Origin of the sequence: Streptomyces sp. NPDC057253 (genome assembly GCF_042669125.1) — a bacterium.
In the GTDB taxonomy this organism is placed as follows: domain Bacteria; phylum Actinomycetota; class Actinomycetes; order Streptomycetales; family Streptomycetaceae; genus Streptomyces.
In genome coordinates this window covers 1-17,639 of record NZ_JBHUXV010000053.1, presented here as the reverse complement: position 1 = coordinate 17,639, position 17,639 = coordinate 1, and the positions used below count along the sequence as shown (strand labels likewise).

Below are 17,639 nucleotides of genomic sequence, written 5' to 3'. Positions count from 1 at the left end.
CCGTCCGCTCCTTCAAATCTGCTTCAAAGGTGACAACGGACGGGGAACGCCGATGGTGCCGCGCCCCGCTCATGAATTGCGCGAATTGTGATCACCCGATCACTCACCGCAAATTGGTGGCGCCGCCCCGAACGCCTGCGCAGAATCGGCCGATGGACCCCGTCACGCTCACCACGGACCGCCTGCTGCTGCGTACGCCCGGCCCGCAGGACACCGCGACCGTGCTCGCCGTCGTCCAGGACCCCGACATCCTGCGCTGGACGACCATCCCCTCGCCGTATCTGCCCGAGCACGCCCAGGGCTTCATCGAGCAGCTGGTCCCGCAGGGCTGGGCGAACGACACGATGTTCACGTGGGGTCTCTTCCTCCCCGAAGGGGAGGACCTGGTGGGCATGCTGGGTCTGACCATGCGGGGGCCGTCCGTGGCCGAGATCGGCTACTGGGCCACCAAGGAGCACCGCGGCCACGGCTACGTCACCGAGGCCGTCCTCGCCGCCTCCCGCTGGGCCGTCACCGAGCTGTCCATCGACCGCGTGGAGTGGCGCGCGGAAGTGGGCAACGAACCCTCGCGCGCGGTCGCGGAGCGCGCCGGTTTCGTCGTCGAGGGCGTCATGCGCTCCGGGATCGCCCACCAGGGCGTCCGCCGGGACTGCTGGATCGGCGCACTGCTCCCCTCCGACCTGGGCCTCCCGTCGACGGCGCAGTACCTGCCGACGCCCCGCTAGTCCCGGCCCCGACAGTCCCCCGTCCCGGTAGAAGCGCAGGTCATCTCGTACTGTCAGTGCCGACCTCTATCGTTCGGACCCATGACGACCCCGCGTCCCACCACCGCCCTCTCGGCCGACGAGGCCCGTCGTATCGTGCTGCGCGCCCAGGGCTTCCTCGGCTCGCCCGACCGGCGGGCCGGAGTCCGTGGCGTCCTGCGTCACCTCGGCGCGGTCCAGCTCGACACCATTTCGGTCCTCGCCCGCTCCCACGAGCTGATCCCGTACGCCCGCCTGGGCGCGGTGGGCCGCAAGACGGTGGAGAAGGCCTACTGGACGGACACGCACGCCTTCGAGTACTGGTCGCACGCGGCCTGCATCCTCCCCATCGAGGAATGGCCCCACTTCGCCTTCCGCCGCCGCGCCTACCGAAGCCGCCCGCACTGGAACCACCAGCTCCCGGAGGGCACCTACGACCAGGTCGTCAAGCAGCTCCGCGTCGAAGGCCCCCTCACCGCCACGGAGTTGGGCGGCGCGAAGAAGACCAGCGAGTGGTGGGACTGGTCCGGCACCAAGGTCGCCGTCGAACGCGCCCTGATGTACGGCGAGGTGGTCTGCGTGGAGCGCCGGGGCTGGAAGCGGGTGTACGACCTCGCCGAGCGCGCCGTCCCCGCCGACCTGCTCCATGACGAGCTGGACGACACCGAGTGCGTACGGCGCCTGGTCCGTCTCGCCGGCCAGTCCCTGGGCGTCGGCACCCGCGCGGACATCGCCGACTACCACCGCCTCAAGGGCGAGCAGGTCGACGCGGTGATCGCCGATTCCGGGCTGGTCCCGGTCACCGTCGAGGGCTGGGGCAAGCCGGCCTGGGCCGACCCCGCGGCCCTGGAGACCGTCCCGCGCGGCCGCCACCGCACCACCCTGCTGTCCCCGTTCGACTCCCTGATCTGGGAACGCGCGCGTACGGAGCGGATCTTCGGCTTCACCCACCGCCTGGAGGCCTACGTCCCCAAGCCCAAGCGGATCCACGGCTACTTCGCGATGCCGGTACTGGCCGGTGGCCGTCTCGTCGGCCGCGTGGACCCGGCCCGCGAGGGCGGCACGCTGGTGGCCAGGCAGGTCACCCTGGACGGCCCGAAGGCGGTCCCGGCGGTGGCGCAGGCTCTGGTCGAGGCGGCGAGCTGGGTGGACTGCACGGACGTACGCGTGGAGCGGGTGGACGCTCCGGAACTCCGCGAGGCCCTCGTGAAGGCGCTAGCGGATCTCTAGGATCTTCTCGCGCATCGCGTAGACGACGGCCTCCATCCTGGAGTGCAGCTGGAGCTTCTCCAGGATGTTGCGCACGTGGTTCTTCACGGTGTTCTCGGAGATGAACAACTCCTTGGCGATGTCGCGGTTGTTCATCCCGGTGGCGACGAGCTTGAGGACTTCCAGCTCCCTGTCGGTCAGCCGCGGCGCGGGCACGAGGCGGCGCTCGTCCGTCCGCTGGATCATCGACTTGAACTCGGTGAGCAGCTTCGACGCCATGGAGGGGCTGATCTGGGACTGCCCGTCGGCCACGGCGCGAATGGCGGTGGCGACCTCGTCCGTCGAGATCTCCTTGAGGAGGTATCCGGTCGCACCGGCCTTGATCGCGTCGTAGAGGTCGGCTTCCTCATCGCTGATCGTCAGCATGATGATCTTGGCGCTGGGCGCCACCTCCTTGATGGAGGTGCAGGCCTCGATCCCGCCGCGCTTGGGCATCCGCACGTCCATCAGAACGATGTCCGGCAGCAGGTCGGCGGCCTTGTCGACGGCCTCCGCGCCGTCGCCCGCCTCGCCTACGACCTGGATGTCCTCCTCGGCCGCGAGCACGATCTCCAGTCCACGCCGGAAGAGCGCATGGTCGTCCACGACGAGAACCCGGATGGGTTCCTTGCGTGGTGAGCCGGCGTCCGTGCCCATGTCGACGACACCGTCGTCGGCGTCCTCGCCGCGCAGCGGTCCGAAGCTGTCCGCCATCGTTCCTCCCCCTGAAGGCTGTGGCTGTTTCTGTGCCATCGCCAACCCAAGGCAACGGCCCACCGGTTGGGCCGGTACGGCCATGATTTCATGCCCGGACGACAGTGATGTGACAGAGCGAGGCGCGAAACGGTCGCACGCGGGTGCCCCTGGGGGCGCACACGCGCTCCAGGGGCACCGGCTCAGCTGTCATCCGGGAGGGTCAGCTCCCCGTCGTGCCGCCGGGCGCGGGAGAGTGCGCCCGGGCGACCATCGGGTCCGTGCTCAGGTGGATGACGCCGTAGTCGTAGGCGTGCCGCCGGTAGACGACACTCGGTTCCTTGGTCTCGGAGTCGACGAACAGATAGAAGTCGTGCCCGACCAGCTCCATCTCGTAGAGCGCCTGGTCGAGGGTCATCGGAGAGGCGACATGGGTCTTCTCGCGGACGACGAGGGGGCCTTCACCCTTGATCTCCAGCGAGCCGATCTTCTTGGTGGGCACGCCCTCCGGCTCGTCCTCGTGCACGGGGTGGCCATTGCCGTTGAGGGTCGCCGCGTCCGGAACGTGGTCGGCGACCTCTGCCGCCGTGAGCCGTCGTGCGCCGCGCCGCGTGTGGCGCTTGTCGTGCTGCTTGCGCAGCCTGGCGTCCAGCTTCTCCGCCGCCAGGTCGAGTGCCGCGTACGGGTCGCTGGCTGCCGCTTCCGCCCTGATCACCGGACCGCGGGAGCGGAGCGTGATCTCCACTCGGTCACAACGGTCGGACTGTCGGGGGTTCGGCTCCTTGGACACCTCGACGTCGAGGCTGATCACCTTGCCATCGAGCTTCTGGATCTTCTCCAGCTTCAGCTTCTCGGCCACGTGCTTGCGGAACCGCTCGGGCACCTCGGTCTTGCGGCCCTTGACGACGATGTCCACGCAGAACTCCGTTCCCGGATCGCTCCGCCTCGATGCGGAGCATCTCCCTTTTGCACCAGGCTCCGGTGAGCCCCGGAACCTCGGACTCGGTGACTTCCACCTCCTCCCCCGCGAGCAAGATCTCCATTCCACCGGCGCGGGTGATGGTGGAAATCCCGCGACACGGCATTCGGATTTGCGAGGTGTGGCCTGCGCCTTTCTCTCACAACCGAACATATCTCGCCCGGACGGATGTCGTCACCCTCTACCGCGGGGTACCTCCGTTCAGGTGAATTGGTCCTCTCGCAACCTGCAACGATGCAACTTCGCAGTCAGTTCCGGTTTATTTCGAAGGAATCAGGCGGGGCGGCGACCACCGCCGCGCAGATCACGTCACGGACGCCACCGGCGCCCGCCGCAGCCGCCGGCCAGCGCTCCCGGGCCGTGTCCTCCTCCGTCCCTGCGACCGTCCGTTCCCCCATGCTTTCCCGAGTTGCAGCCGTGTACACGACGCGCATCCCCTCACTCCCGCATCCACCCGCTTCCCGCACCCCGCGAGGCCCGCTCAGCTCCCGCTGCCGTCCACCACGAGGCTCGTCCGCGTCCGGCAGCTCTCGACCGCGGAGACCGCCCGGATCCGGCCGCCGAGGGCCATGCCGCCCAGCTGTCCGCACCGCCGCACGTCGACCAGACTGGCCACCCGTCTCCGACTGCCCTTGATCGTCCCGCCCATCCCTCACCGCCTGCGCTCGATCACGCCAACCCTCCATAGCCACCTGCGCGTCAGCACTCCACCCCTCCGGCTCGGGCCACCGACCCCCGGCCCGCGCGTCCGCTTCCAGTCGCCGATGCCCGGCCCGCGCACTCACCTCCGCCGGCCGAAGCCCACCGCGCCCGCCCCGCCGATCAAGCCCTGCGTCCACCCCCTGTTGCCGTTGATCACGTCGCCGGGCCGCCATCTGTTCACCGCGAGGCTCGACATGTTCACCGCGAGCCTCGACCGGTTCCCGGCGATGCCCCACCTGCTCCCCGCGCAGCCCGCCCCGTTCACCACCAAGCCCGCCCCGTTCACCACGAACCCCGACCCCGGCCCCAGCCCCCGCACCGCCGTACCCCCCACCGTCCCCCGCCCTCGCCTCCCCAACGGCCCGCGCCGCCTCCGCCAGGGACGCCCCCGTCGTCATCAGGTCGTCGACCAGCACGACCAGTCCTTCGGAGAGCAGCCGCCCGCCACCGGGAACCACCGTCAGCGCACCGGCGAGGTTGTCCATCCGCTGCCGGGAGTTGAGCCCCGACTGGTCGGCCACACCCCGCCGCTGCCGCAGGACGGCCACGACCCGCGCCGGCATCCCCGCCCGCCGCAGCTCCCCGGCCGCCGCGAGTGCGATCCGCCGGGCCGGATCATGCCCTCGGGCCCGAACGGCCCGCCGGGCGGACGGCACCGGAACGAGCAGCACCGGCACTCCGGGCCACCCACCACCGAGGGCGGCCTCCGACCGCACCAGAACACCCCTGCCCCGCTCCCACGACCCAGGTGACCACCCCGACGCCGATCCCTCACCCCCCGTCTCGCAAACCTCCCGCACGCAAGCCCACACAGCCCCCGCAAGCGCCGAACCGAGTGCCCCCGCGAGCCCCAACGCCCCCCGCTCCTTGTGTGCCAACAGCACCGCCCGCACCGCATCCGCATACCGAGCCGCCGCATGCACGACCGGCAGCCCGGGCGGCTCCGGCACCGGTCGCACCCGGCGCGGTGCGGCCCCGTACAGGGCGGCACGGCACTCCGGACAGAGCGCCGTGCGAGGCCGCCCACAGCCTCCGCACTCGGCCGGCAGCACCAGATCGGTGAGGTCCTGCCACCACCCCCGCATGCCCACCACTGTGCCAACGCCAGCGCCGGCCGACCACCCCTGTGGATAACCCCCTGTGGAAAACCCCGCCCCCTATACGAACAGCAGTTCCCACCTCAATACCGACCCCATACAACCAAACAACCAACCGACCCGGCACCCGAAACAGCCCCGCCATTCAGCCCTTGAACGCCGAGCACGCCGAGTGCGCCGATTCTGAGCCGCCGTACCCGAATCCACCCCACAACAAAAAGCGGCCACCCTCACCGGGGACTCCCCCGGCAAAAGCAGCCGCTCCCGAACAGCGGTCCCGTCACGTCACCCCGGACGTGACCCCGGATACACCAAACGTTACCCCGGATACACCGGCGCCGTCCCGTCCGCGTCCACCTTCTGCCACTGCGCCCCGGACGGCAGCCGTACGATCCCGTCCTCCGAGTACGCCACCAACGGCATCTCGTCGTCCTCCGACGCGGCGACCTCCTTCACGCCCGTCAGCGCGGCCGGCGGCGGCCCCTCAGGCGTGGAGCCGTCGACCTGGACGTACCGCGTCTGCTGCACTCCGCCCTGCTCGCGCCCGACCACCACGAGCCTGCTGTCGCCGGCCCAGGACATGGTCGTGACCTCCTCCAGATCCGGCGTCGTGGAGCGCAGTCCCCGCACCGAGACGCTTAGCGGGTCCCCGATCCTGCCCTCCCGCTCGATCCGCCCGACGAACAGCGACTGCTTGCCGCCCTTCTCCACGACGAGCGCGATCCGCACCCCGTCCGCGGCCACCCGCAGATCCTTGATCCGCCCGTCCAGCCCGGGTGTCTCCACCTTCAGCGGTTTGCCCGCGCCCTCCTTGAACACCAGGAGCCGCGGATCGGCGGGATTCCGGTCGGCCACCCACAGGTCGCCCTCGATGTCCCAGCTCGGCGTGGTCAGCGGGTCGTCCGCCGTCTTGCCGCCGCTGACCAGCACCGGGTCCCCGAGTGAGCCGCCCGACACCAGCGATCCGACGTACAGCGACTTGCCGTCGAGACCGACTCCGGCGGCCATGTGCTCGTCCCGCGAGACGGCCACCGACCGCAGGTCCTTGTCACCGTCGCCCAGCGCTCCCGGCACCGGCACCGGCTTGGCCTTCGTACCGCCCTCCTCCGGAACGGCCGGCATCCGCACCAGCCGGTGCTCACCGTTCACGAAGTACAGGTACTGCGGCTTCACGACCGAGCCGCGCGTGGCGACACCGTTGGCATCGTTCATCCCGACGGAGCACAACAACTTGCGGCCCGACTGCAGTTCCACCGTGTCCACGGCCGGGGTGAGGTTCTGCAGGGTGAACAGCAGCTGCCCCGCCATGGCCTGGCACCGGTCCGAACTGACGTGATCGGCCTTGTCGTTGAGCGGCACCGTCAGCGCGCCCCGGTCGTCGGGGGTCAGGGCCGACGCGCCCTTCTGGAGGGCGGTACCCGTGGGGAAGCTCGTCCTGACAACGGGGTCGAGCCAGCTCGTCGGCCCGCTGAGCAGGGACCGCACCACCTGCGTCACGGGATCCACCCGCTCACGCACATACACCGGGTCGGCGACCGCCACGGTCTGCGGAGCCGTGGGCGCCTTGGCGTCCGAAGCGAAGTAGTACTTGTTGACGGACACGTAGTTGCGCTGGAAGTCCGACCTCCCCATGACGACCCCTTGCGGAGGGAGGTCGATCCGCCACTGCTTGGTCTTCTTGTCCTGCACGAGGTGCACGGTCTCCCGGTACTCACCCGAGGTCGGCGAGTACGACTGCTGCGCGTCCACCACGGCCACCTTGGTGCCGATCAGCGTGAACCACGTACCGTCGGCCTGCTCCCGGTCGGCGGGCCGCACTATGTCGGCTCCGGGGCCGTCGTCGAGCACCGTGGTGGACAGCCCCGGCCGCCACTTCTTCTGCGCGGCGGGGGTCAGATACCTGCGAGCCGTCTCATAGTTGGGATCGTCGCTGGTCAGCGCCTCCAGAAAGCCCTGCACGATGTCCGTGGGCTCGGCGTCCTCCTGCGGCGGCATCGCGAAGACCCGCACCGGCGTGTCCTGGCGCGGCGTGGAATCCACCCCGCGCAGATCGCCGCTGTCCGGCATGGAGGCGCACCCGGCCAGCAGTACGACCCCGCACGCGGCGTACACCACCGCGCGCCCCGGCGTGCGCCGGCCGCTCCCTTCGCGGTCAGCGTCCACGGAAGACCTCCCCCTGCTGTTCGTACGACTCCTGCGAGCCGTCGTTCGAACGGCTCACGGCCTCACCGCTCTCCCCGGTGGACGTACCGTCCTGCCGCCGCGCACTCGACGCGGGCCGCGGCACCACGCGCGAGCCATTGCCGGGCAGCGCCGTCGGATCCGCCGTGGGTGTCGAGGCACCCGAACGCGGCGCTATCGGATCCCGCGAGGTCACCGAGCCGCTCGTCGGCTGGACCGGCACGGTGGCCGCCTTGTCCGCACCTCCGCGCGGCAGACCGGCGTCATCCAGTCCACGATTGCGCCGCGAGTCCTTGGGCTCCAGCGGTATCGGCGAGCCCCTCAGCGGCTCGTCGGCCGTCCTCGGCAGCGTCAGCCGGAACTGCGAACCGCCGCCCGGCTCACCCCACGCCTGCAACCAGCCGCCGTGCAGCCGCGCGTCCTCCAGCGCGATGGACAGCCCGAGGCCGGTACCGCCGGTGGTACGCGCGCGTGCCGGGTCGGCCCGCCAGAAGCGGCTGAACACGCGCGTGGCCTCGCCGGGCTTGAGCCCGACGCCGTAGTCGCGCACCGCGACCGCGACCGCCCCGCCGGCCGCCGCCAGCTTGACGACGACGTCCTTGCCCTCGCCGTGCTCGACGGCGTTGACGACGAGATTGCGCAGCACCCGCTCGACCCGCCGGGCGTCGGCCTCCGCGACGACGGGCTGCTGATCGCCCACCACCCGGATCGTCGTGCCCTTGCGCTCGGCGAGCGGCTCGGCCCCGCCGACCACCCGCCGCACGACCTCCCTGAGGTCTATCGGCTCGGCCTCCAGCGCCGCCGCGCCCGCGTCGAAGCGGCTGATCTCCAGCAGGTCCGCGAGCAGCGTCTCGAACCGGTCCAGCTGGTCCGCGAGCAGCTCCGCCGACCGCGCGGTCATCGGATCGAAGTCCTCGCGCGCGTCATGGATCACGTCCGCGGCCATCCGTACGGTCGTCAACGGCGTCCGCAGCTCGTGCGACACGTCCGACACGAACCGCCGCTGCATCCGCGACAGGTCCTCCAGCTGCTGGATCTTCAGCTGGAGGTTCTGCGCCATCTTGTTGAAGGCCTCACCAAGACGCGCGATGTCGTCCTCACCGGTGACCTTCATCCGCTCCTGGAGCCGCCCGGCGGACAACCGCTCCGCGATCCCGGCCGCCATCCGCACCGGCGTGACGACCTGCCGCACCACGAGCCAGGCGATGGCTCCGAGGAGTACGACGACGAAGAGCCCGGCGGTCGCCAAGGTGCCCTTGACCAGGCTGAGCGACTTCTCCTCCTGGGTGAGCGGGAAGAGGTAGTACAGCTGGTAGGGGTCCCCGTTGGGGTCGTTGACCTGCTTGCCGATGACCAGGGCCGGCTGGGACTCCTGGCCGGTGTCGTAGTTGATGCGGGTGTAGCTCTGGGCCGCGGTCGTGTTGGAGTCGACCTTCGCGCGCAAGGCCTCGGGCACACTGGCCGTCGGGTCGACGTCGCCGGAGGCGCGCGGTCCGCGCCCGCTGCCGCTGTCGCCGCCGACGGGCAGGGTGACGACGTCGAAGGCGCCCTGGCCGCCGCTGGAGAGCGAGTAGACGAGGTTGCTCATCCACTCGATGACGAACTGGTCGGACTGGTCGTCCGCCGGGGTGCCCGCGTCGTCGGTCCCGGCCCCCGCCTCGTCCGCCTTCTGCTTGGCCACCGCGAACCCACCGGTGGCCTGGCTCTGCGAGGCCTTGACCTTGGCGTCGAGCAGGCCGTTGCGCACCTGACCGATGACGACGAAGCCCAGCAGGAGGACCACACCGAGCGACATCAGCAGGGTCGTGGCGACGACCTTGAGCTGGATGTTGCGCCGCCACAGCCGCATCACCGGCAGCAGCGGCCGGCGCACCCACCGCATGAAAAGCCTCAGGACCGGGCTGCCCTGGACTCCGCCCTGAAGCAGCCCGCCCTCGAGGAAACGTCCCCAGCGGGAACCCGCCGACTTCCGCCCGACAGGCCGCCCCGCACTCGGCCCGGTCCGCCCGGGCGACGAAGCGGCACTGTCTCCGGACATGTCAGCTGGGCCCTGCCTTGTAACCCACACCACGGACGGTCACCACGATCTCCGGCCGCTCCGGGTCCTTCTCGACCTTGGAGCGCAGCCGCTGTACATGCACATTCACGAGCCGGGTGTCGGCGGCGTGCCGATAGCCCCACACCTGCTCCAGCAGCACCTCACGCGTGAACACCTGCCACGGCTTGCGCGCGAGCGCGACCAGCAGGTCGAACTCCAGCGGCGTCAGCGCGATCGACTGCCCGTCCCGCTTCACGGAGTGCCCGGCCACGTCGATGACCAGATCCCCGATGGCGAGCTGCTCGGGAGCCGGCTCCTCCGACCTCCGAAGCCGCGCCCGGATCCGAGCCACGAGCTCCTTCGGCTTGAACGGCTTCACGATGTAGTCGTCGGCACCGGACTCCAGTCCCACGACGACATCGACGGTGTCGCTCTTGGCCGTCAGCATCACGATCGGCACCCCGGACTCCGCCCTGATCAGGCGGCACACCTCGATACCGTCCCGTCCGGGCAGCATCAGGTCCAGCAGCACCAGATCCGGCTTGGCCTCGCGGAACGCGGCCAGCGCCTTGTCACCGTCGGCTACGAAAGACGGCTCAAAACCTTCACCACGCAGCACGATGCCCAACATCTCGGCAAGTGCGGTGTCGTCGTCGACGACAAGGACTCGTCCCTTCATAAACGACATCATCCCATTCTCGTAACAGTGACCGGGGCGCTGGTGAGGGAGGTCACTGACCTGTGACGATAGTCGTATGGGGTCGCTACTGTCTGCGGTTCGGGCCTCGGCGGACCGCGTCGGCCCCGTTGTTCGATCAGCTGATCGTCACCTGCCGGGATCTGGCACACAGCTCAGCAAGGGCCTCAGCCGTCACCGGCGACACCACGCCCTCCTCCGTCACGATCGCCGTCACCAGCTCCGGCGGTGTCACATCGAAAGCCGGGTTGTACGCCTGAGTACCCAGCGGCGCCACCGGAATCCCGCCGTCCAGCGCACCTCCCACCACCGGCACCTGGGGCGCTGCGATCTCGGTGACCTCATGCCCGGACCGCTGCTCGACCTCGATCGACGCCCCGTCCGGGGTGTCCGGATCCACCGTGGTCAGCGGCGCCACCACGATGAACGGCACATGGTGATACCGCGCGAGCACCGCGAGCGGATAGCTCCCCACCTTGTTCGCCACCGAGCCGTCCGCGGCGATCCGGTCCGCCCCGATCAGCACCGCGTCCACCTCCCCGGCCGCGAACAGCGAGCCCGCCGCGTTGTCGGTCAGCAGGGTGTACGCCATCCCGCTGCGCGCCGCCTCGTACGCCGTCAGCCGGGCGCCCTGAAGCAGGGGACGTGTCTCGTCCACCCACAGCCGCCGCAGCCGCCCCGCCCGGTGCGCCGCGAGAGCCACCGCGAACGCCGTCCCCTCACCGCCCGACACCAGCGAACCGGTGTTGCAGTGCGTGAGGATCCGGTGCCCGCCACCCGGCAGCAGCTCGTCCAGCAGCGTCAGCCCGCGCTCCGCCATCGCCGCGCTGGCCGCCGCGTCCTCCTGATGCAGCCTGCGCGCCGCCACCAGCACCGCCCCGGCCGCCTGCTCCTGATCACCGCTCCTGGCGAGCTCGGCCCGGTAAGCGGCCTGCGCCCTGCGCACCCCGACCGCCAGGTTCACCGCGGTGGGACGCGCACCGGCCAGCACGGTCGCCGCCTCGTCCACGTCGAACCCGCGCGCGGCGGCGAGCGCGACCCCGTACGCCCCCGCGATGCCGAGCAACGGCGCCCCGCGCACAGCGAGCGAACGGATAGCCTCCACCAGCGCGGACGCGTCCGTGCAGACCAGTTCGACCTCCTCGGCCGGCAGTCTCGTCTGGTCGAGAAGCACCAGTACAGGGCCTTCGGGTGGCTCCTCCCAGCGGATCGCCGGTATCTCGGTGGGCTTGCTGTCCTCGCCGGTTTGCGCGTACTGATCAGCCATGCCGTCAGTCTGCCCCTTGTCCGGCGGAGTATTGAAGGTGTGCAGCCCCTACCGCGGCTGGTCCTCCGCCCACCACCCCATGGCACGATGGCTGCCAACCTGCCGCCGCGACCGCGGACGGGCACCGTGAAGGAGCGACGATGAAAGACACTCCGGGCTGGGCCTCGCCCGGATCCGCCCCGTCCGACGGGCACGAGCCCGGCACGTCCGGCCCCGCCGAGCCCGCCGACGCGAAGCCCGCCGCGGCCGCCGCCCCTTCCGACGCGACACAGCCCGCCGAGCCCTCCGTCGATCCCGACGCGGCGAAGCCGAGCACCTCCGGCGCGGCGCAGCCCACGCAGCAGCCGGCCGACGCCTCGCAGGACACCGGCTCGAAGTGGTCCCAGGAGCAGCCGCCACCCGCCCAGTGGTCCGCGCCCACCGGTCCCGCCGCTCCCGGCCAGGCCCCTCCCCCGCCCCCTCCCGCCCCCGGAGGCTGGGGCTCCCCGCCCCCCGCCGGCCCGGGCCCTCAGCCGGGCTGGAGTGGCTACGCCGGTCACCCCGGGTACGGCGGCTGGGGCGGCCCCCCGCCCGCGGCCAAGCCCGGCGTGATCCCCCTGCGCCCGCTCGGCGTGGGCGAGATCCTCGACGGCGCGGTCTCCACCATGCGCACCTACTGGCGTACGGTCCTGGGCGTCTCGCTGACCGTCGCGGTCGTGACCGAGGTCCTGGTCATCCTGCTCCAGGGCTTCGTCCTCAACGACAGCGCCAGCACCGAGGCCCTCAACGACCCCAGCGCCAGCGCCGACGAGGTGACCCGCGCCCTGGGCGAGAGCCTGCTCAGCACCGCGGTCGTCTTCCTGATCTCGCTGATCGGCACGATCGCCGCCACCGCACTGCTCACGACCGTCACGAGCCGGGCCGTGCTCGGCCGCCCCGTCACCACCGGTGAGGCCTGGAGGGACGCCCGCCCGCAGGTGCCCAGGCTGTTCGGCCTGATCTTCCTCCTGCTTCTCATCACCTTCGGTGTGCTCACCGTGGGTGCGCTGCCCGGCATCCTCGTGGCCGCCACGGCCTCGAACGGCGGCGGTATCGCCCTCGCCGTCCTGGGCGTCCTCGGCGCAGGTGTCGTCGCCGTATGGCTGATGATCCGCTTCTCCCTGGCCTCGCCCGCGCTGATGCTGGAGAAGCAGACCATCCTGAAGTCGATGAGCCGCTCCACGAAACTGGTCCGCGGCTCCTGGTGGCGGGTCCTCGGCATCCAACTGCTGGCCGCGATCATCGCGAACATCGTCGCGGCGATCGTCGTCATCCCCTTCACCTTCCTCGCCGCCGCCCTGAGCGGCGAAGGTGTCAGCGGCTTCGTCAACGGCAGCGGCGACCTCGGCTGGACCTTCCTCATCGTCAGCGGCATCGGCTCGGTGATCGGCTCCATGATCACCTTCCCGATCTCGGCGGGCGTCACCGTGCTCCTCTACATCGACCAGCGCATCCGCCGCGAGGCCCTCGACCTCGAACTGGCCCGCGCGGCCGGTGTCCAGGGCTACGCCACCGGCCCCACCCCCGGGAGCTGATGCTGCGGTGAACCTGCCGGGGGGAGTGCTCACCTTGCTGCGCGCCGCCGACACCTCCGTGCTGTTGTCGGCACGGTCCGCCGACGAACCGCCGCTGACCATCCCACGCGACCCCGCACGGGAGGCGGCTCGCCGCGAGCTGTCCAAGCGGATGTACCACGAGAACGACCCCAGCTGGTTCCAGCGCGCCCTCAATGCCTTCTGGGACTGGGTGGACAAGCTGTTCAACGCCGCCTCGTCCGCGACCCCGGGAGGGCCGCTCGGTCTGGTCGTCGTCATCGCCGCCGTTCTCCTGGTCGTCGGCGCCCTGTGGTGGCGCCTGGGCACACCCCGCCGCGGTCCGACCTCCTCCGCCGCCCTGTTCGACGATCGCCCCCGCAGCGCCGCCGACCACCGCGCGGCCGCCGCGGCCCACGCCGCCCAGGGCCACTGGAACCAGGCCGTCCAGGAGCGCATGCGCGCCATCGTCCGCTCCCTGGAGGAACGCACCCTCCTCGACGTCCGCCCCGGCCGCACCGCGGACGAGGCAGCCGCGGAAGCGGGCCGCGCCCTGCCCTCCCACACCGACCGACTGCGCTCCGCGGCCCGGGACTTCGACGACGTCACATACGGCGGCCGCACCGCGACCGAGCAGTCGTACCACCGCATCGCCGACCTCGACCGCGACCTGGAAAACACCAAGCCAGTACTCGCGAACAGCACGAGCGGCACGAGCATCAGCCACAGCGCGGACCACCCCGCCCGCCAGGGAGCCGCCGAATGACCACCGAGGCCACGCTCCCGTCCACCTCGGCCTCGCCCACCACCCGCCAGGTGTGGACCCGCGCGCGAGGCGTCGTCCTCGCTGTCGTGCTCCTTCTCGTCGCGGCCGTGGCGATCGCGGCGATCCGCTCCACCGAGCGCCACGGCAGCCTCGACCCCCGCTCCGCCGACCCCTACGGCAGCCGGGCCGTCGCCGAACTCCTCGCGGAGCGGGGCGTCGACACCCGCGTGGTCACCACCCTGGACGAGGCACGCTCCGCGGCCGGCCGGGACACCACGCTCCTGATCGCCGTACCCGACCTCCTGACGCATCGCCAGCAGAGCCAATTGCACTCCGCCACCGCCGACTCCGACGGCCGCACGGTCCTCGTCGCCCCCGCCAGCTGGTCCGTCCAGCGCCTGGCCCCCGGCGTCGTGGCCGACCCTGCCACCAGCCTCGACTCGACGCTCTCCCCCGACTGCGCCTTCCCCGCAGCCCGGCGCGCGGGGAGCGCCGACACGGGCGGCTTCCGCTACACCGTCACCCACCCCGGCAACGACGAGTGCTACCCCAGCGACCGCCTGCCCACCCTGGTGCGCGTCCCGGCGGCTTCCGGGGACGGCGACACCATCGTGCTCGGCGCGCCCGACATCCTCTACAACGACGCCCTCGACAAGCAGGGCAACGCCTCGCTCGCCCTCCAACTCCTCGGCTCCCGCCCCCATCTGGTCTGGTACCTCCCCTCGCTCTCCGACGCCTCCGCCACCGACCCGGCCGAGGAGAAGGACTTCCTCGACCTGCTCCCCTCGGGCTGGCTCTGGGGCACCCTGCAGCTCTTCTTCGCGGCAGCCCTCGCCGCCCTGTGGAGGGCACGCCGACTCGGCCCCCTCGTGCCCGAAAAACTCCCCGTGGCGATCCGCGCCTCCGAAACCGTCGAAGGCCGCGCCCGCCTCTACCGCAAGGCGGGCGCCCGCGACCGCGCGGCCACCGCTCTTCGCTCCACCACCCGCACCCGCCTCGCCCCCCTCGTAGGCGTCCCCGCCGCCCAGGCGCACGCGCCCGAAGCACTGCTCCCCGCCCTGTCCGCCCACCTCCGCACCGAAGGCGACGGACAGCCCCTGCACTCCCTGCTCTTCGGCCCGCCGCCTGGTGACGACGCAGCCCTCATCTCCCTAGCCGACCAACTCGACGCCCTCGAAAGAGAGGTACGCCGTTCATGATGGACCCGACCACTGACAACGCCGGGACCACCGGGAACCCGGACAACGCCCGGGCCTCCCTGGAAGCCCTGCGCGCCGAGATCGCCAAAGCCGTGGTCGGCCAGGACCCCGCCGTGACCGGTCTCGTCGTCGCCCTCCTCTGCCGCGGACACGTACTACTTGAAGGAGTCCCTGGGGTCGCCAAAACGTTGCTCGTCCGCGCCCTCGCATCCGCACTGGAACTCGACACCAAGCGCGTCCAGTTCACCCCCGACCTCATGCCGAGCGATGTGACGGGCTCCCTGGTCTACGACACCCGCAGCGCCGAGTTCTCCTTCCAGCCCGGCCCGGTCTTCACCAACCTCCTCCTGGCCGACGAGATCAACCGCACACCGCCGAAGACCCAGTCGTCCCTTTTGGAGGCCATGGAGGAGCGCCAGGTCACGGTCGACGGAACCCCCCGCCTCCTCCCCGACCCCTTCCTGGTCGCAGCGACCCAGAACCCGGTCGAGTACGAGGGCACCTACCCCCTCCCCGAAGCCCAGCTGGACCGTTTCCTCCTCAAGCTGACGATCCCGCTCCCCTCCCGACAGGACGAGATCGACGTCCTCACCCGCCACGCCGAGGGCTTCAACCCCCGCGACCTCAAGGCCGCCGGCGTACGCCCCGTAGCGGGTCCGGCCGACCTCGAAGCGGCACGCGCAGCGGTCGCCAAGACCACGGTCTCCCCCGAGATCACCGCCTACGTCGTCGACATCTGCCGCGCCACCCGAGAGTCCCCGTCCCTCACCCTGGGCGTCTCCCCCCGCGGCGCCACGGCCCTTCTGGCCACCTCGCGCGCGTGGGCGTGGCTCACCGGCCGCGACTACGTCATCCCCGACGACGTGAAGGCCCTGGCCCTCCCTACCCTCCGCCACCGCGTACAACTGCGCCCGGAGGCCGAGATGGAAGGCGTCACCCCGGACTCCGTCATCAACGCGATCCTCGCCCACGTCCCGGTCCCCCGCTGATGGCCCTCACCGGACGAGCCGCCCTCGTCGCAGCCCTGGGCTCCCTCCCCATCGGCATCTGGGAACCCAGCTGGACGGGCATCCTCGCGGTCAACGCCCCTCTGGCGGTGGCCTGCGCCTGCGACTTCGCCCTGGCCGCTCCCGTACGACGACTCGGTCTGACCCGCTCCGGCGACACCTCCGCCCGCCTGGGCGAAACAGCCGACGTCACCCTCACCGTCACAAACCCCTCAGGCCGCCCGCTCCGCGCCCACATCCGCGACGCCTGGCCCCCCAGCAGCTGGCAGCCCGGCACCGAGGTGGACGCCTCCCGCCACCACCTCACGGTCCCCGCCGGTGAACGCCGACGCCTCACCACTCGACTACGCCCCACCCGCCGCGGCGACCGCCAGGCCGACCGCGTGACGATTCGCTCCTACGGCCCCCTCCGGCTCTTCTCCCGCCAGGGCACCCACAAGGTCCCCTGGACGGTCCGCGTGCTGCCCCCGTTCACCAGCCGCAAGCACCTGCCTTCCAAGCTCGCCCGCCTGCGCGAACTCGACGGCCGCACCAGCGTCCTCACCCGCGGCGAAGGCACGGAATTCGACAGCCTGCGCGAGTACGTCCCCGGCGACGACACCCGCTCCATCGACTGGCGAGCCACAGCCCGCCAGAGCGCCGTCGCCGTACGCACCTGGCGCCCCGAACGCGACCGCCACATCCTCCTGGTCCTCGACACCGGCCGCACTTCGGCCGGCCGCGTCGGCGACGCCCCCCGCCTCGACGCCTCCATGGACGCGGCCCTCCTCCTGGCCGCCCTCGCCTCCCGCGCCGGCGACCGCGTGGACCTCCTCGCATACGACCGCGGAGTACGGGCCCTCGTCCAAGGCCGCACGGCAAAAGACCTGCTCCCCTCCCTGGTCAACGCAATGGCCCCACTCGAACCCGAACTCGTCGAAACAAACGCCCGAAGCCTCACGGCCACAGCTCTTCGTACGGCCCCTCGCCGCTCCCTGATCGTGCTGCTCACGAGCCTCGACGCAGCGCCGATCGAGGAGGGCCTACTGCCCGTACTCCCTCAGCTCACGCAACGCCACACAGTCCTCCTGGCCTCAGTCGCGGATCCTCATATCGCCCGCATGGCCACAGCCCGTGGAAACACCGAGGCGATCTACGAAGCCGCAGCCGCAGCCCAGGCCCAGACGGAACGTCAGCGCACGGCGGAGCAGCTCCGTCGGCACGGGGTGACCGTCGTCGACGCGACGCCCGACGACCTGGCGCCGGCCCTGGCAGACGCGTATCTGGCACTGAAGGCGGCGGGACGCCTGTAAACAAAGAAAGGGGGCGCTCGGCGCCCCCTTAAAAAGAAGCATTAAACGCAGAAAGGCCCACATCATAAGGTGTGGGCCTTTCCATCAAAAATTGTTCGGCGGTGTCCTACTCTCCCACAGGGTCCCCCCTGCAGTACCATCGGCGCTGTAAGGCTTAGCTTCCGGGTTCGGAATGTAACC

Annotated in this window: 14 protein-coding genes, 1 rRNA gene and 1 pseudogene; 7 read left to right on the top strand and 9 right to left on the bottom strand. The window is 71.0% G+C overall.

Annotation, left to right across the window (positions count from 1 at the left end):
* Positions 1-152 precede the first annotated feature (152 nt).
* Entirely contained in the window at positions 153-725 is a 573-nt protein-coding gene (locus ACFULQ_RS26690) for a GNAT family N-acetyltransferase (protein WP_383548125.1), read from the top strand.
* Between the two features lie 81 nt (positions 726-806).
* Positions 807-1,973, top strand: a complete 1,167-nt coding sequence (locus tag ACFULQ_RS26685) for a winged helix-turn-helix domain-containing protein (protein WP_383548123.1) — start codon at positions 807-809, stop codon at positions 1,971-1,973.
* On the opposite strand, the gene ACFULQ_RS26680 is transcribed toward ACFULQ_RS26685, so the two are convergent.
* The 8 genes and pseudogenes from ACFULQ_RS26680 to mtnA form a co-directional block, all read right to left on the bottom strand.
* On the bottom strand, positions 1,959-2,705 hold the full coding sequence (locus ACFULQ_RS26680; RefSeq protein ID WP_383548120.1) for a response regulator: 747 nt from the start codon (positions 2,703-2,705) through the stop codon (positions 1,959-1,961). The two genes, ACFULQ_RS26685 and ACFULQ_RS26680, sit on opposite strands and share 15 nt — an antisense overlap.
* Before the next feature lie 202 nt (positions 2,706-2,907).
* Entirely contained in the window at positions 2,908-3,600 is a 693-nt protein-coding gene (gene hpf, locus ACFULQ_RS26675) for a ribosome hibernation-promoting factor, HPF/YfiA family (protein ID WP_383548117.1), read from the bottom strand.
* Positions 3,601-4,144: 544 nt separating this feature from the next.
* Positions 4,145-4,279, bottom strand: a complete 135-nt coding sequence (locus ACFULQ_RS26670) for a hypothetical protein (protein ID WP_383548199.1) — start codon at positions 4,277-4,279, stop codon at positions 4,145-4,147.
* Between the two features lie 424 nt (positions 4,280-4,703).
* Positions 4,704-5,450 (bottom strand): annotated as a pseudogene (locus ACFULQ_RS26665) (ComF family protein); the annotation flags it as partial.
* 330 nt (positions 5,451-5,780) lie between these two features.
* Positions 5,781-7,625, bottom strand: a complete 1,845-nt coding sequence (locus tag ACFULQ_RS26660; RefSeq protein ID WP_383548115.1) for an LpqB family beta-propeller domain-containing protein — start codon at positions 7,623-7,625, stop codon at positions 5,781-5,783.
* Entirely contained in the window at positions 7,615-9,681 is a 2,067-nt protein-coding gene (gene mtrB / locus ACFULQ_RS26655) for an MtrAB system histidine kinase MtrB (RefSeq protein ID WP_383548112.1), read from the bottom strand. Before mtrB ends, ACFULQ_RS26660 begins: the two co-directional genes overlap by 11 nt.
* A gap of 1 nt (position 9,682) precedes the next feature.
* Positions 9,683-10,372, bottom strand: coding sequence for a two-component system response regulator MtrA (gene mtrA, locus ACFULQ_RS26650; protein ID WP_187283109.1), 690 nt, complete (start codon positions 10,370-10,372; stop codon positions 9,683-9,685).
* A gap of 124 nt (positions 10,373-10,496) precedes the next feature.
* On the bottom strand, positions 10,497-11,645 hold the full coding sequence (gene mtnA, locus ACFULQ_RS26645; protein WP_383548108.1) for an S-methyl-5-thioribose-1-phosphate isomerase: 1,149 nt from the start codon (positions 11,643-11,645) through the stop codon (positions 10,497-10,499).
* Between the two features lie 140 nt (positions 11,646-11,785).
* On the opposite strand from mtnA, the gene ACFULQ_RS26640 reads away from it, so the two are divergent.
* From ACFULQ_RS26640 to ACFULQ_RS26620, 5 genes are read left to right on the top strand one after another with little or no spacing between them, the layout of a single operon-like run.
* Positions 11,786-13,198, top strand: a complete 1,413-nt coding sequence (locus ACFULQ_RS26640) for a hypothetical protein (RefSeq protein ID WP_383548105.1) — start codon at positions 11,786-11,788, stop codon at positions 13,196-13,198.
* A gap of 7 nt (positions 13,199-13,205) precedes the next feature.
* On the top strand, positions 13,206-13,961 hold the full coding sequence (locus tag ACFULQ_RS26635) for a DUF4129 domain-containing protein (protein ID WP_383548102.1): 756 nt from the start codon (positions 13,206-13,208) through the stop codon (positions 13,959-13,961).
* Positions 13,958-15,160 carry a DUF4350 domain-containing protein gene (locus ACFULQ_RS26630; protein WP_383548100.1) on the top strand — a complete coding sequence of 401 codons (1,203 nt, stop codon included), beginning with the start codon at positions 13,958-13,960 and terminating at the stop codon, positions 15,158-15,160. Before ACFULQ_RS26635 ends, ACFULQ_RS26630 begins: the two co-directional genes overlap by 4 nt.
* Entirely contained in the window at positions 15,160-16,149 is a 990-nt protein-coding gene (locus ACFULQ_RS26625) for an AAA family ATPase (protein ID WP_383548186.1), read from the top strand. Before ACFULQ_RS26630 ends, ACFULQ_RS26625 begins: the two co-directional genes overlap by 1 nt.
* Entirely contained in the window at positions 16,149-17,459 is a 1,311-nt protein-coding gene (locus ACFULQ_RS26620; RefSeq protein ID WP_383548097.1) for a DUF58 domain-containing protein, read from the top strand. Before ACFULQ_RS26625 ends, ACFULQ_RS26620 begins: the two co-directional genes overlap by 1 nt.
* Before the next feature lie 93 nt (positions 17,460-17,552).
* Here ACFULQ_RS26620 and rrf read toward each other — a convergent pair.
* A 5S ribosomal RNA gene (rrf, locus tag ACFULQ_RS26615) occupies positions 17,553-17,639 on the bottom strand; the annotation flags it as partial.

Coding starts and splice junctions, on each gene's coding strand:
- ACFULQ_RS26625 (WP_383548186.1), top strand. CDS start 15,160: ATGGACCCGACCACTGACAACGCCGGGACCACCGGGAACCCGGACAAC.
- mtrA (WP_187283109.1), bottom strand. CDS start 10,372: ATGATGTCGTTTATGAAGGGACGAGTCCTTGTCGTCGACGACGACACC.
- ACFULQ_RS26680 (WP_383548120.1), bottom strand. CDS start 2,705: ATGGCGGACAGCTTCGGACCGCTGCGCGGCGAGGACGCCGACGACGGT.
- mtnA (WP_383548108.1), bottom strand. CDS start 11,645: ATGGCTGATCAGTACGCGCAAACCGGCGAGGACAGCAAGCCCACCGAG.
- ACFULQ_RS26685 (WP_383548123.1), top strand. CDS start 807: ATGACGACCCCGCGTCCCACCACCGCCCTCTCGGCCGACGAGGCCCGT.
- ACFULQ_RS26640 (WP_383548105.1), top strand. CDS start 11,786: ATGAAAGACACTCCGGGCTGGGCCTCGCCCGGATCCGCCCCGTCCGAC.
- ACFULQ_RS26690 (WP_383548125.1), top strand. CDS start 153: ATGGACCCCGTCACGCTCACCACGGACCGCCTGCTGCTGCGTACGCCC.
- ACFULQ_RS26620 (WP_383548097.1), top strand. CDS start 16,149: ATGGCCCTCACCGGACGAGCCGCCCTCGTCGCAGCCCTGGGCTCCCTC.
- ACFULQ_RS26630 (WP_383548100.1), top strand. CDS start 13,958: ATGACCACCGAGGCCACGCTCCCGTCCACCTCGGCCTCGCCCACCACC.
- mtrB (WP_383548112.1), bottom strand. CDS start 9,681: ATGTCCGGAGACAGTGCCGCTTCGTCGCCCGGGCGGACCGGGCCGAGT.